The sequence below is a fragment of the Ruania rhizosphaerae genome (assembly GCF_009805705.1).
Taxonomy (GTDB): Bacteria; Actinomycetota; Actinomycetes; order Actinomycetales; family Beutenbergiaceae; genus Ruania; species Ruania rhizosphaerae.
The window spans coordinates 274,355-287,945 of sequence record NZ_VSMB01000003.1 but is presented as its reverse complement, the minus strand read 5'-3'; the positions used below and the strand labels follow the sequence as shown (position 1 = coordinate 287,945).

Here is a 13,591-nt window from a genome sequence, read left to right as displayed (position 1 = left end):
GCGCTGCCCTCGGGAGGGTTGCGCGGCCGTTTCGCGTGATCGGCGGAAGGGTCAGTGGAACGAGTCGCCGCAGGCGCAGGACCCGCCGGCGTTCGGGTTGTCGATCGTGAAACCCTGCTTCTCGATGGTGTCAGCGAAGTCGATCGTGGCGCCGGCGAGGTAGGGAACGCTCATCTTGTCCACGATCACCTCGACGCCCTCGAAGTCGCGTACCGCATCGCCGTCGAGGTGGCGCTCGTCGAAGTAGAGCTGATAGATCAGCCCCGAACATCCGCCGGGCTGGACGGCCACCCGCAGGCGCAGGTCGTCGCGTCCTTCTTGCTCGAGCAAGGTCTTCACCTTGGTAGCGGCGACGTCGGTCAGGACGACCTCGTGCTCGAGCGCTTCCGTGGTGGGGGTGGTCTGCGTCATATGTCTCTCCGAAAGTCGTGCGCGCCGGTCGCCCGGCCTGCTGCCGGAGCAACGCCTGTCGTGCCCCCGGTATTCCTCCGGCACGACGAGCAGGTCGCTCCCTCTCCAGGGTACGTCACAGCGCCCACGTACGTCGGATCCGTTCCCCACGTCTCACAATGTCATCCCACGGGTCTGCCGGGGGTGGAGCCGGCTGGCCACCGAGGCCTCGTGCGGGAGCATCTCGAATCGGATAGGTCGCGCTGACTCCCACGCGGGCGCCGTCACGCCGGCTCACCTGCACCTGCTCCCCTACCGCCACGACCGGAACACCATGGGCCATGGCAGCCTGCCCGGCGGCAGCGACCACCCCGGTGTGCATCGCGGTGCCGTCGAGTGTGGTGCAGCCCGTCACCACCAGGTCGGCCTCGCCCGCGAGCTCGGGCAACGCGGCTTCGGCTGCCACCACTTCCGCGCCGGGCAGGATCCGACCGCCGAGTACGGCAAGGGCGAATGCGGCACCACCCCCGGCCCCGGTACCTGGATCGCGGGTGGGCCGCACCACCGGCCGGGGGCGAGAGGTGAGGGTGGGTGCGGACCCGCCATCAGGCCGTGAGCGGCTGAGCACCTGGTCGACGACTTCGCCGACACGACGTTCGGCTTCCTGTGCGACGGCGGGCCCTACTCCGGGGAACTGCGCCAGCGCCGCGCCCGCCCCGTGCAACCCCAGCAGCGGCCGGTCGGTGGCCGCGGCGACGTCGATCTGCACGTGCCTGAGCCGTTGGCGCAATGTCTCGACAGCGGCGAGGCCCCCGGGCACCCCGAGCAGCACCCCCAGCCGGCGCAGCAGCCCGATGCCTCCGTCGTGCACCGCGGACTCGCCCAGGCCCACGACCACACGCGCCGCCCCCGTCTCCATGGCTGCCACCACCAGGTCCGCCACCGGCTCGGTCGTCCCCTCACGCACGAGCCGCGCCGCCGCTCGGGTTCCTGCCTCGTCCCAGCCCAGCGCAGCGCTCGTCTCCACATACGCCGTGCCTCCCGCGCGGCCGGGGACATGCAGTAGCGCGGCCGGCACCTGCTCGTCCGGGTCCGACACGCCCGCCCGCACGACCACCGGCACGAGCTCACCGCCACGAGCATGGCGCACCGACTCGACGAGCTCGGCCGCACCATCGCTCATCGGGCGTTCCACGACGTCGTGGCCGGCCTCAACCCAGGCGTGCGCCAGCCCTCGCGTCGCGTCGACGGCGGAGACCAGGCCCATGCGGCCAGGGCAGATGAGTACACGCACTCCCCCAGTCTGTCAGGCACCGCACGGAGCCGGGCGCACCTGCGCGGTCCGGAAGACCGGACGACCTCGACTAGGCTGCCGATGTGTTCGGACGCAAGAAGAATGAGGACCTCACGCCCACGGTCGAGGACGAGACCCCTGCCGGAAAGGGGCGTCCCACACCACGCCGACGTGACGCCGAGGCACGCAACAAGCGTCCACTCGTCCCGACCGATCGCAAGGCCGCACGGCGGGAGCAGCGCGCGAAGTACGCCGAGGCACGCGAACGTATGAACCAGGCGATGGTCACCGGCGATGACCAGCACATGCCTGCCCAGCACCGAGGTCCGGTGCGCCGGTTCTTGCGCGACTACGTCGACGCGCGCTGGAACCTGGGCGAGCTCTTTCTCCCGATCGCGGCCCTGATCGTGCTCATCATGCTCGGTGCCAGCTTCATCCCTGCTCTCGGGAACGTCGCCCTGCTCGCGTTCTACTCGCTCTACATCATCGTCTTCATCGCCCTGGCCGACGCGATCATCCTCGCCGTCCGCCTGCGTCGGAAGGTCCGCGCCAAGTACGGTCAGGAGCGAGTGGGCCGCGGCGTGATCCTCTACGTGATCATGCGTGCCTTCCAACTGCGCCGCACGCGCCTTCCGAAGCCGCAGATCAAGCGGGGCGAGTTCCCGTCCTGAGGCCGCACCCGCGGTTGGCACGCTCGGGAAGCATAGGATCGAGCCATGCACTTCCGACACCTCGGCCGTTCCGGCCTGAAGATCAGCGAGATCACCTACGGCAACTGGATCACGCACGGCTCGCAGGTGGAGAACGACACCGCCACTGCCTGCGTGCGAGCGGCACTCGACGCCGGGATCACCTCCTTCGACACCGCCGACGTCTACGCCAACACCAAGGCGGAGGAGGTTCTGGGCGCGGCACTCGCGCACGAACGCCGCGAGAGCCTGGAGATCTTCACCAAGGTCTACTTCCCCACCGGTCCCATGGGCCCGAACGACACCGGCCTGTCCCGCAAGCACATCATGGAGTCGATCAACGGCTCATTGCGGCGCCTGGGTACTGACTACGTCGACCTGTACCAAGCGCACCGGTACGACTACGCCACGCCGCTGGAAGAGACGATGCAGGCATTCGCCGACGTCGTCCGTGCCGGGAAGGCGCTGTATATCGGAGTCAGTGAGTGGACTGCCGACCAACTGCGCGCCGGACACGCGTTGGCGAAGGAGCTCGGGATCAGTCTGATCTCCAGTCAGCCGCAGTACTCCATGGTCTGGCGTGTGATCGAGGACGAGGTGGTCCCCACCTCGTCCGAGCTGGGCATCTCCCAGATCGTGTGGTCGCCGGTGGCACAGGGCGTCCTGACCGGCAAGTATCTGCCCGGCCAGTCAGCGCCCGACGGGTCACGCGCGGCCGACACCAAGGGCGGCGCGAAGATGATCGAGGGACTGCTCGAACGCGAGGACCTCTTGCGCCGGGTCCAGGACTTGCGCCCTGTGGCGCAGGACCTGGACCTGACCATGGCTCAGCTCGCTGTCGCCTGGGTGCTGCAGAACGACAATGTCGCCGCCGCTCTCATCGGTGCCTCCCGGCCCGAGCAGGTGGCTGAGAACGTCGCGGCCGCCGGCGTGCGGATCCCGGCGGAGCTGATGAGGCGGATCGATGAGATCCTCGCCGACAGCGTGGTCCGCGATCCGCGGCAGACGGAGAAGTCCTCGCCGAAGGAGCGCCTCTGCTGAACAGTGATGCGGGTCCACGAGCGGGCTCGCTCCTGGGCAGGTCTGTCCCGTCCATGGGTCGGACCTGCCCCCGCCCCTTCCCAGGCCGCTGCCCCGGGCCGTGCTGTGGGACCCGCCTCAGACCGGGGCCTGCCGGTTGACATGGCCCGGCCAGCCAGGGCCGGAGTAGATGAAGCTGGTGTACGCCTGCACCAGAGTCGCTCCTGCGTGCAGGTAATCAGCCACATCTGCTGGGTTGGAGATGCCCCCCACACCGATCACCACCGGTTCTGGCCCGAGTATGGCCCGCACCCGGCCGACGACTTCCAGTCCGCGGGAACGCAACGGTGGTCCGGACATCCCGCCGGCGCCGTGGTCGTGGTCGATCGTCGTGTTCACGGCGACGACCCCGGCCAGCTGCAACTCGACCGCGAGCCGGGCGACCGCGTCCACGTCCGCGTCGGCCAGGTCCGGCGCGATCTTGACCAGGACCGGAACTTCCCGCGCTGCTGCTGCGACAGCCGCGTCACGCACCGACGCGAGGATGGGACGTAGAGCCTCGGTCTGCTGCAGGTCGCGCAGCCCCGGGGTGTTCGGTGAGGACACGTTCACCACCACGTAGTCGACGTACGGCGCCAGCGCCCGCGCGCTGGTGACGTAGTCAGCGACCGCATCCCGGGCCGGCGTGACCTTCGACTTGCCGATATTGGCACCGATGACCATGCGACGACCGTGGGCGGTCCGTCGCACACGCGCCAGCCGCCGGGCCGCCGCATGGGCACCGGCGTTGTTGAAACCCATCCGGTTCACCAGTGCTCGCTCACTCACCAACCGGAACAGTCGCGGCGGCGGGTTTCCGGGCTGTGCATGCGCAGTGACGGTTCCGACTTCGACGAATGCGAACCCGAGGGCGTCGAGGCCGGCGGCCATGGTGGCGTTCTTGTCGAAGCCGGCCGCTGCCCCGAGCACACCACCGATCTCTCGCCCGAACACCTTCCGCGACGGCGCCCGACCAGGTCTGCCGATCGTGGCACGCAACGTCTCCCGCAGCGGTCCGACGGCGCCGGCGCACCGGATCAGCACACTGGCCACTCGATGAGCTGCCTCGGGCTCGATCCGGGTGAACACCTGCGAGAAGAGCACGCTGTAAGGACTGGCCACAACCTCACCCTAGTGGTCAGCCGTGAGCGATCCGCGCCGGTGAGGACCGCCACATCCAGAACAGTCCGAGAAGCGGCAGCACGGCAGGGACATACCCGTAGCCGGCCCCGAAATGGGACCAGACACTGGCATGCGGAAACAGGTCTGGGCGGATCAGGCTCAACGTCCCGACCGCCAGAACTCCGGCAAGTTCGAACGACACCGTCACCCACGCGACGCGCCGCATCCGGCGCCCATTGTGAGCCATGGCGACGGTCGCCCCGAGATACACCACGGCCGCGACTGCCGAGAGCGTGTAGGCCAGGGGCGCTTCGGCGGCGTCGCGGATCAGCTGCACGGCAGCCCGAGCAGTGGCTGAGATCGCGAAGATCCCATAGGCGAAGATCAGCACCCGCCCCGCACCGTAGGCCGGCCGGCGGGTGTCCTCGGCGCCGGTGGTCTCGGACTGCTGGCTCACCCTGTACCTCCTGTCGCCCAGATCTGATTCACCCGCAGTTGCAGGGCGATCAGAGTCAGACAGGCCGCGATGAGTACCACCGAGCTCCACCGCGACCGCTCCGCGACCGCGACGACGGCGGCCGCCGGAAGCAGCAGCGCCGTCGTGATCAGGTACCCCCACAACAACACTCCATCCACGGTATGGCCGCGCGCGATCAGCACTGCGGCGATCACCATCTGCACCACGATCGCGAACTCGATCCCGGCGCCAACGAGGAGCTGACGCAGGATCACCGCCTCGTCGCGCACGGTTCGCACCGCGGCCCACAGTCCGAGCAGCACAGCTGCACCGACAAGTACGGCGATGACGATGGACACGGGTGCAGGGTAGTCCGTCCGTGCTGGTGAGCGCCGATTCCGACCGATGGACGGACCGGTCAGCGCCCGCACCGGTCCAGGCCTCGCATACGATGCATGGCGTGACGGATCTGACACTCACCAGCAAGAACCCGGAACGACTGAGCACCGACGTCCTCGTCGTGGGCGTTGCCGACGAGGACGGCAAGCCCCGGATCGAGGGGGCGCAGGCCCTGAGCCGAACGACCCGCAGTTCGCTCGAACGGGCGATCACGCTTCTCGGCGTGACGGGCCGTGCGGGTGAGGTGACGAAGATCCCGGCGGGCGGTGAAGTGAGGGCAGATCTTCTCGTCCTCACGGGAACCGGAGCGCCGGCGCCAGACGATCAGGTCGCACGCGAGCGGCTGCGCCGGGCTGCCGGTGCAGCCCTGGCGGAGCTCGGCGGATCGACCCGGGTGAGCATCGCGCTCCCGGTCGCTGATACTGGCGACCTGCAGGCGGTCGCCGAGGGCGCGCTGCTCGGCTGCTATCGGATGGCGAACACCCGGGACGCTCAGCCCGCCGCCCTGGAGATCCAGTTCGTCGCCTCGTCCAGCGGCAAGGCCGCACGCGCCGCCCTCGACCGCGCCCGCACTGTCGCCGAGGCCGTGCACGGCACCCGGGACCTGGTCAACCTCTCCCCCAATGTCCTCTACCCGGAGTCATTCGCCGCCCGGGCGCGCGACCTTGCCAAGGGCACGAAGGTGAAGGTCAGCGTGCTCGACGAGAGGGCGCTCTCCGACGGTGGCTATGGCGGCCTGCTCGGGGTGGGCAAGGGCTCAGCCCGCGGCCCCAGACTGGTACGCCTGGAATATCGTCCGTCTCGTACGCGCCGGCATGTCGCGCTCGTGGGCAAGGGCATCACCTTCGACTCCGGAGGTCTCTCGCTCAAGCCTGCCAAAGGCATGGAGGCGATGAAGAACGACATGGCGGGTGCAGCTGCTGTCCTTCATACGGTGCTCGCCGTAGCTCGCTTGGGGCTACCCATCGCCGTCACCGGATGGTTGGCACTGGCCGAGAACATGCCCTCGGGGTCGGCACAGCGCCCCTCCGACGTGATCACGATCCGTGGCGGGAAGACTGTCGAGGTGCTCAACACCGATGCCGAAGGGCGCTTGGTCATGGCCGATGCGCTCGTCGCGGCGACCGAGGAAGGGCCCGACGCCGTCATCGACATCGCCACCCTCACCGGAGCGCAGATGGTCGCTCTCGGCAACCAGGTCAGTGCCGTGATGGGCAATGACGACGTGCGCGAGCAGGTACTGAGCGCTGCTGACCGGGCCGGCGAGCAGTTCTGGCCCATGCCGTTGCCGGAGGAACTGCGCGCCTCCATGAACACCCCGATGGCCGACATCGCGAACATGGGCGAACGCTACGGCGGCATGCTGGTCGCCGGCCTGTTCCTGCAGGAGTTCGTGGGCGAGACGCCCTGGGCGCATCTCGACATCGCCGGCCCTGCTTTCAACGACTCCTCGCCACGTCACTACGTCCCCAAGGGCGGAACGGGAGTGGGTGTGCGAACGCTCGTGGAGCTCCTCACCGCCGCCAGCGCGTGAGGAGCCCCACATCCGCGTCCGCACGCTCCGGTTGGGGCCAGGGGCCGTCAGTGCCAAGATGGACGTGCCCACCGCCCCCGGTCCCGGTGGGGCTGTCGGCGACGAGGAGGTGGACGTGACCACATCGCAGAAGCCGTGGGACGTCGTCGTCCTGGGCGCCGGCAGCGGCGGCTATGCCGCAGCGCTCCGCTCTGCCCAGCTCGGCCTCACGGTGGCACTGGTGGAGCGAGACGAATTGGGTGGTACCTGCCTGCACCGCGGGTGCATCCCGACCAAGGCGATGTTGCACGCGGCCGAGGTCGCCGATCAGGTGCGGGAGGCGGCCAGGATCGGCCTACGGCTGACGTTCGACGGGGTCGATCCGGTCGCACTGCTCGAGCACTCCGACCGGATCGTGGGCCGTCTGCACCGTGGCCTGCAGGGGCTGATCCGGGCCAGCGGGATCGAGGTGGTCCGTGGCCACGGGCGCCTGAGTGCATCGGATACGGTCCGCGTCACGGCTCCCGACGGCGTCACGAGCGACGTCATCGGCCGCCACCTCGTGCTCGCCACCGGTTCCCGTAGCCGCCTGCCCGCGGCCTTTGAACGCAGTGAGCGGATCCTCACCTCCGACGAGGCACTGCGTCGCACCGAGATCCCCCGCCGGGCCGTGGTGGTCGGTGGTGGCGTGATCGGCGTGGAGTTCGCCAGTCTGTGGCGTTCGCTCGGTGCAGAGGTGACCATCGTGGAGGCGCTGGACCGGCTTCTGCCCGGAGAGGACCCGACGATCTCGGCGGGTCTGATGCGGGCGTTGCGCAACCGGGGCATCCACCTGCGAACCGATGCGCAGGTTCGCTCTGCCGATGACTCCGGCGACGAGGTCACGGTTCGTCTGGCCGACGGTGAGGTTCTTGACGCCGACGTCGTGCTAGTGGCGGTGGGCCGCCGGCCCGTGACCGAGGATCTGGGTCTGGCCGAGGTCGGAGTCGAACTCGACGAGGGCTGGATCCGGACGGACCCGCAGCTGCACACCGGCATCGGATCCATCTACGCCGTCGGCGATCTCGTCCGGGGCCCTCAGCTCGCGCATCGCGGCTTCGGGCACGGGATCGCAGTCGCCGAACGAATCGCGGGCCAGCATCCGCTACCCCTACCGGATGAGCAGATCCCGCGGGTGACCTACAGCGACCCGGAGGTCGCATCGGTCGGCCTGACCGAGCCCGCCGCCAGGGAGCGGTTCGGCGCAGATGGCGTCGAGACTGTCGAGTATCCCCTCACCGGGAACGGGAAGAGCCAGATCCTGGGTACGTCCGGAATGGTGAAGCTGGTACGGCAGACTGGAGGACCGATCGTCGGTGTGCACCTGCTCGGAAGCCGCGTGGGGGAGCAGATCGGCGAGGCACAACTCTGGGTTGGCTGGGAGGCATACCCTCAAGACATCACCCCGTTCATTCACGCACACCCCACACAGAACGAGGCGCTGGGCGAGGCCGCACTGGCCCTGGCCGGTCAGCCGTTGCACGCTCACTCGTGAGAAGACCCTTCGAGAAGGAGACTGAAGAGGCCATGTCCCAATCCGTACAGATGCCCGCCCTCGGTGAGAGTGTCACCGAAGGCACAGTCACCCAGTGGCTGAAGTCCGTGGGTGACACGGTGGAGGTGGACGAGCCCCTGCTCGAGGTCTCCACCGATAAGGTCGACACCGAAGTTCCCTCCCCTGTCGCCGGTGTCCTTGAGAAGATCCTGGTCGATGAGGACGAGACGGTCGAGGTGGGTGCCGACCTCGCCGTGATCGGTTCCGGTGAGGGCGGCGATGGGTCCACCGGCGCCGCCGAGGAGTCATCGGCCGCGGAGGCTGCGCAGGAGCCTGCCGAGGAGCCCGCACAGAGCGCTCCGGACGAGCAGGCACCAGCACCGCAGGAATCCGCTGAGGCGAGCCCGGCCGAGGAGTCCGCACCCGAACCCCAGTCCACGCCGGCTGCAGCGTCCAGCGACGACTCCGGCGACCGGACTGCAGTCACGCTGCCCGCCCTCGGTGAGAGTGTCACCGAAGGCACGGTCACCCAGTGGCTGAAGTCCGTGGGTGACACGGTGGAGGTGGACGAACCTCTGCTCGAGGTCTCCACCGACAAGGTCGACACCGAAGTCCCTTCCCCCGTCGCGGGTACGGTGCTCGAGGTGCTGGTCTCCGAGGACGAGACCGTCGAGGTGGGTGGCACGCTCGCCTACGTGGGTTCGGGTTCCGCGCCTGCCACCTCCGCGGAGAAGGCGGAGTCCACCGAGAAGGAGGAGAAGCCGGAACCGGCAGCTCAGCCTGCATCGGAGGAGAAGCCTGCCCCCGAGAAGCCGGCAGCACCGGAATCAGCGCCGGCGCCCGCCCCGCAGCCCCAGGAGAAGCCGCAGGAGAAGCCCGCCGCCCCGGCAGCCGGCGAGTCCGGTGACTCATCCTCGACGCTTCCCTACGTCACCCCGCTGGTGCGCAAGCTGGCGGCGGACAAGGGCGTGGACCTGAGCAGCGTCTCGGGCACCGGCGTCGGCGGTCGCGTACGTAAGCAGGACGTCCTCGATGCCGCGGAGAAGGCGGCTGCTCCGGCGCCCGCCGACGCGGCGCCCGCTGCACCTTCGACGTCGTCGGCTCCGGCCGTCGAGGTCTCCCCGTTGCGGGGGACGACCGAGAAGATGTCCCGGCTGCGCAAGATCGTCGCCCAGCGCATGGTGGAGTCGCTGCAGACGTCAGCACAGCTCACCACGGTCGTCGAGGTGGACGTCACCAAGGTGGCGCGACTGCGTGCGCGCGCCAAGGAGGAGTTCGCATCCCGCGAGGGTGTGAAGCTGACCTTCCTGCCGTTCTTCACCCTCGCCGCGACCGAAGCGCTCAAGCAGTTCCCGAAGCTCAATGCGAGCATCGACGGTGACGAGGTCGTCTATCACGGCAGCGAGAACGTCGGGATCGCCGTCGACACCGAGCGGGGCCTGGTGGTGCCCGTCATCAAGGACGCCGGGGATCTGAACATCGCCGGTATCGCGCGCAAGATCTCCGACCTGGCGTCCCGCACGCGGGCCAACAAGGCCACACCGGACGAGCTGGGCGGTGGCACATTCACCATCACCAACACCGGATCTGGCGGAGCCCTGTTCGACACCCCGATCCTCCTGCAGCCGCAGGTGGGCATCCTGGGTGTGGGCACCATTGTCAAGCGTCCGGTCGTCGTGGCCGACGCCGACGGCGCCGAGGTGATCGCGATCCGCTCGATGGTGTATCTGGCGCTCTCCTACGATCACCGGCTGGTCGACGGGGCCGACGCCGCACGCTTCCTCACGGCCATGAAGACTCGCCTCGAAGAGGGCAAGTTCGAGGCGGCGCTCGGGTTGTGACCGGTGCACCTGCACCACTGCTGAACCACTGATCAGGGTGCCCGCGGTCACGGCCGCGGGTACCCTGCATCTATCTCCGCACAGGGAGGCAACGTGGCAGTCGTTCTCATGGCCGGATCCTCCGGTTTCCTTGGCTCGTCGCTGACCGAGCGGCTCCGTTCGCAGGGCCACGAGGTGCGCCGCCTGGTTCGCCGGTCGAGCCTCGCACCGGATGAGCTCAGCTGGGACCCTGCGGCCGGCCGGCTCGAGTTGTCCGCCCTTGAGGACGTCACCCACGTCGTCAATCTCGCTGGCGCCGGAGTGGGCGACAAGCGCTGGACACGAGCTCGCAAGCAAGCGATCCTCAGTTCCCGGGTAGCGTCCACGGCACTGCTCGCCTCGCGGATCGGCGCTTTCGAGGAAAGTCGCATCACGCTGGTCAACGCTTCTGCCGTCGGCTATTACGGTGATCGCGGCGACGAGGAACTCACAGAACAGGTACCGGCTGGTGACGGCTTTCTCGCCGGAGTGTGCCGCGCCTGGGAGCACGCCGCCGAACCGGCACGCGCGGCCGGCCACCGGGTGGTGCACCTTCGCACGGGAATCGTGCTCGATCCGACCGGTGGCGCACTGGCGCGGATGCTGCCGCTGATCCGCCTCGGCTTGGCCGGTCCGCTCGGCTCAGGTCGGCAGTGGTGGCCATGGATCACCCAGGAGGATGTGCTCGGCGCGACGGCGCATCTGCTGTTCAGGACGGATGTGGCCGGGCCCGTGAACATCGTCGGTCCGCAACCTCAGCGCAACCGTCACGTCATCGCCGCGCTAGCCACGGCAGCACATCGACCATCGGTACTTCCGGTGCCGACGTTTGCCCTCCGGATCGCGTTGGGCGAGTTCGCCACTGAACTCACCGCCTCGCAGCGCGTGGTTCCGCGCGCGCTGGAGGACTCCGGCTACACCTTCGCATGGCCCGAGCTCGCGCCGGCAGCCGAACACCTGATCTCAGCCGCTGATCGGGACCGCGCCTGAGCTCACCGAGATCGCTGGACGGCGGCGGGCGGGCGCCGGCGGGCGGGCGCCGGCCGGCGGCTGTTCAGGCATCCCTATCTCGCGCACGCCTGCACTGTCGCCACCCGCCAGTCGTGCTCGACCAGTCCCATCTCCACCGCAGTGCAGCGGCCCTCCACCGGCTCGATGATCGAGAGCGTGCCGTCAGGTCCGTGACGTTCGTGGGTGGTCTGCGCCAGCATCATCTGTGCTCGCGCCCCGTCCGGTCCCACGTCGAGGATCTCGATTCCAGACGCTGTGCTCGTCAGGCCGTCGATCTCCACGTCCGCCTCGTGCAGAGCAGCCAGCAGTGCCGCATCCGCCGCGGCGGCGTCGGATCCGGGCACTGTCAGGGTCGCCAACAGGTCATGGTCGCGCGCCTGTAGGGCCTCGTCCCGCAGTGCGGTCAGTTCCACCACCCGAGCTATCAGATCCTGTTCGCGGACCATCGCCGGCCGGGGACCTGTTCGAGGCAGTGGTCCGGGACCGGTGTGCAGTTCGGCCATCACCACAGCGGTCAGGAGCACGATCGCTGCCGCGATCGTCAGAACTGGCCGCCATCGCCGTCGGCGATGACGAGCGACACGCCTGCGATGGGTGGGAGCAAGCGCCGTAGCGGTACGGGCAGCGTGGTTGCGCAACGTCGCGGCCGCGAGGATCCTCGGCTCGGCCGGCTGGATCGGCGTGTCGTAACTCCGCAACCGGTCGGCCGCATCCTGTGCGACGGGTCGCTGTGCCGGATCTTCCACGAGCAGGTCGGCCAGGACGTCCAGCACCTGCGATCGTTCGCCTTCGGCAGCCGCGTGCACAGCCACGGCCGCTGCCCCGTACACATCGGCCGGAGCCCCGGGCGGCGCCCCGCCGCTGACCTCGGGCGCTCGGAACCCAGGAGTGCCGCGCTCCCGTTCCGGAAGCGCACAGACATCGACGAGAACGGGGTGGGCCCCGTCAACGGGAGCTGATCGGTCGCCGTCCGGCAGTGTGGGATGAGGCCGGTGCTGGCTGCCACACGTGGGCGCTAGCAGCACGTTCGACGGCGCGATGTCCCCGTGCACGATGCCGGCTGCGTGCAGCCCGGCCAGGGTACGCAGGAGCCGGGCTGCCAGGCTGAGACACTCCGGCGCCGTCAAGCCATCACGGGCGGTCCGCAGCGTGCCCACGGTGGGCCCGTCGACATACTCCGAGGCGAGGGCGACATCACCGTGCGGCATGTCGACGGACGCCACCGCCCGTGCCACCCCTCCCTCCGGAAGCCGGCGCAATGCCTCCCATCGCCTCCGGAGCCGGCTACGCTCTGCGGCGCAGGAGGGTTGTATCACCCGGAGCACGACCATCCGGCCGGCGGCGTCCTCGGCCTTCCAGAGCCCCTCGTGGCCACCAGCGCCCGCCAGCCCTGTCACGTCGTACCCGGGCACCTTCACGTGCTTGACCATGGGGGGCAGCACATCATGACGACGCCCGATCGTGCAGAAGTTATCCACAGGTCATATTCCGGACGGCAGCCCGCCGTGACGCAACAGCACCGACGACACGCCTACAGTGGTCTGCATGCACACCTACCGGTGGGATCTGGGAACGCGGCTCATCCCCTACCGTGAGGCGTGGCAGTACCAGCGCGATGTTCACGAGAACGTGGTCGGCGGTGGCGAGGATGAGTTGATCCTCCTCGAGCACGAGCCGGTCTACACGGCTGGGCGCCGGACCGCTTCCTGGGACCGCCCTGGCCCCGACGTCGAGGTCGTGGATGTCGATCGTGGCGGCCGGATCACCTGGCATGGACCGGGACAGCTTGTCGTCTATCCGATCGTGCGACTTGCCGCGCCGATCGATGTCGTGGCCTACGTGCGAGCCCTGGAGCAGGCGGTCATCGATTCGCTCACGCAGTGGGGGGTCCGTGGCGATCGCGTCGAGGGCCGGTCGGGTGTGTGGGTGCTGGGCGAGGACGGGGAGCAGGATCGCAAGGTCGCTGCTATCGGGGTGCGGGTCGCCCGGGGCGTGAGCATGCACGGCGTCGCACTCAACGTCTGCCCGGATCTGAGCGCGTACGGCTCGATCGTCCCGTGCGGGATCACCGATGCGGGGGTGACGTCCATCACCGAGCTGACCGGGTCGCCGTTGAGCGTCGCTGCGTGCGGGGACGTGCTCGAACCGAACCTGCGGCGCCGACTGGCGCCACTGCAGGATCGCCCCCGCGTCGGCGCGGGTGAGGGTGACGCACACGTGGCGGAGCCCAGCGAGGCCGTGCACGCATAGGCTGACCAGATCAC

Annotated in this window: 13 protein-coding genes; 7 read left to right on the top strand and 6 right to left on the bottom strand. The window is 69.0% G+C overall.

Features of this window, described 5'->3' with window-relative positions:
* Positions 1-51 precede the first annotated feature (51 nt).
* Positions 52-411, bottom strand: a complete 360-nt coding sequence (gene erpA, locus FV560_RS06770; RefSeq protein WP_159620745.1) for an iron-sulfur cluster insertion protein ErpA — start codon at positions 409-411, stop codon at positions 52-54.
* A gap of 115 nt (positions 412-526) precedes the next feature.
* Positions 527-1,657, bottom strand: a complete 1,131-nt coding sequence (locus tag FV560_RS06765) for a glycerate kinase (protein ID WP_159620744.1) — start codon at positions 1,655-1,657, stop codon at positions 527-529.
* A 110-nt stretch (positions 1,658-1,767) separates the two neighbouring features.
* On the opposite strand from FV560_RS06765, the gene FV560_RS06760 reads away from it, so the two are divergent.
* Both FV560_RS06760 and FV560_RS06755 read left to right on the top strand, forming a co-directional pair.
* Positions 1,768-2,355: a DUF3043 domain-containing protein gene (locus FV560_RS06760; RefSeq protein ID WP_159620743.1), complete on the top strand. Its 588-nt coding sequence runs from the start codon at positions 1,768-1,770 to the stop codon at positions 2,353-2,355.
* A gap of 45 nt (positions 2,356-2,400) precedes the next feature.
* Positions 2,401-3,414, top strand: coding sequence for an aldo/keto reductase family protein (locus tag FV560_RS06755; RefSeq protein ID WP_159620742.1), 1,014 nt, complete (start codon positions 2,401-2,403; stop codon positions 3,412-3,414).
* Positions 3,415-3,531: 117 nt separating this feature from the next.
* Here the strand turns inward: FV560_RS06755 and FV560_RS06750 are convergent, their stop codons facing one another.
* The 3 genes from FV560_RS06750 to FV560_RS06740 are packed head-to-tail and all read right to left on the bottom strand — an operon-like array spanning position 3,532 to position 5,370.
* Positions 3,532-4,554, bottom strand: a complete 1,023-nt coding sequence (locus FV560_RS06750) for a quinone-dependent dihydroorotate dehydrogenase (protein WP_159620741.1) — start codon at positions 4,552-4,554, stop codon at positions 3,532-3,534.
* A gap of 16 nt (positions 4,555-4,570) precedes the next feature.
* Entirely contained in the window at positions 4,571-5,011 is a 441-nt protein-coding gene (locus FV560_RS06745) for a hypothetical protein (protein WP_159620740.1), read from the bottom strand.
* Positions 5,008-5,370 (bottom strand): hypothetical protein, encoded by a 363-nt coding sequence (locus tag FV560_RS06740; protein WP_159620739.1) that lies wholly within the window; start codon positions 5,368-5,370, stop codon positions 5,008-5,010. The genes FV560_RS06745 and FV560_RS06740 overlap by 4 nt, the downstream gene beginning before the upstream one ends.
* A gap of 92 nt (positions 5,371-5,462) precedes the next feature.
* Here FV560_RS06740 and FV560_RS06735 point away from each other — a divergent pair, with 92 nt between their 5' ends.
* The 4 genes from FV560_RS06735 to FV560_RS06720 all read left to right on the top strand — a co-directional run bounded on the left by FV560_RS06735 (position 5,463) and on the right by FV560_RS06720 (position 11,306).
* Complete coding sequence (locus FV560_RS06735) at positions 5,463-6,944, top strand: leucyl aminopeptidase (RefSeq protein ID WP_159620738.1); 1,482 nt, start codon at positions 5,463-5,465, stop codon at positions 6,942-6,944.
* Positions 6,945-7,059: 115 nt separating this feature from the next.
* On the top strand, positions 7,060-8,457 hold the full coding sequence (gene lpdA / locus FV560_RS06730) for a dihydrolipoyl dehydrogenase (protein ID WP_235019967.1): 1,398 nt from the start codon (positions 7,060-7,062) through the stop codon (positions 8,455-8,457).
* A gap of 32 nt (positions 8,458-8,489) precedes the next feature.
* Complete coding sequence (gene sucB, locus FV560_RS06725) at positions 8,490-10,298, top strand: 2-oxoglutarate dehydrogenase, E2 component, dihydrolipoamide succinyltransferase (RefSeq protein ID WP_159620736.1); 1,809 nt, start codon at positions 8,490-8,492, stop codon at positions 10,296-10,298.
* A gap of 93 nt (positions 10,299-10,391) precedes the next feature.
* On the top strand, positions 10,392-11,306 hold the full coding sequence (locus FV560_RS06720; protein WP_235019966.1) for a TIGR01777 family oxidoreductase: 915 nt from the start codon (positions 10,392-10,394) through the stop codon (positions 11,304-11,306).
* 74 nt (positions 11,307-11,380) lie between these two features.
* Here FV560_RS06720 and FV560_RS06715 read toward each other — a convergent pair whose 3' ends face one another.
* Positions 11,381-12,757 (bottom strand): protein kinase domain-containing protein, encoded by a 1,377-nt coding sequence (locus FV560_RS06715; protein ID WP_159620735.1) that lies wholly within the window; start codon positions 12,755-12,757, stop codon positions 11,381-11,383.
* 115 nt (positions 12,758-12,872) lie between these two features.
* Here FV560_RS06715 and lipB point away from each other — a divergent pair, with 115 nt between their 5' ends.
* Positions 12,873-13,577, top strand: coding sequence for a lipoyl(octanoyl) transferase LipB (lipB, locus tag FV560_RS06710; RefSeq protein WP_159620734.1), 705 nt, complete (start codon positions 12,873-12,875; stop codon positions 13,575-13,577).
* The last annotated feature ends 14 nt before the right edge of the window (positions 13,578-13,591 follow it).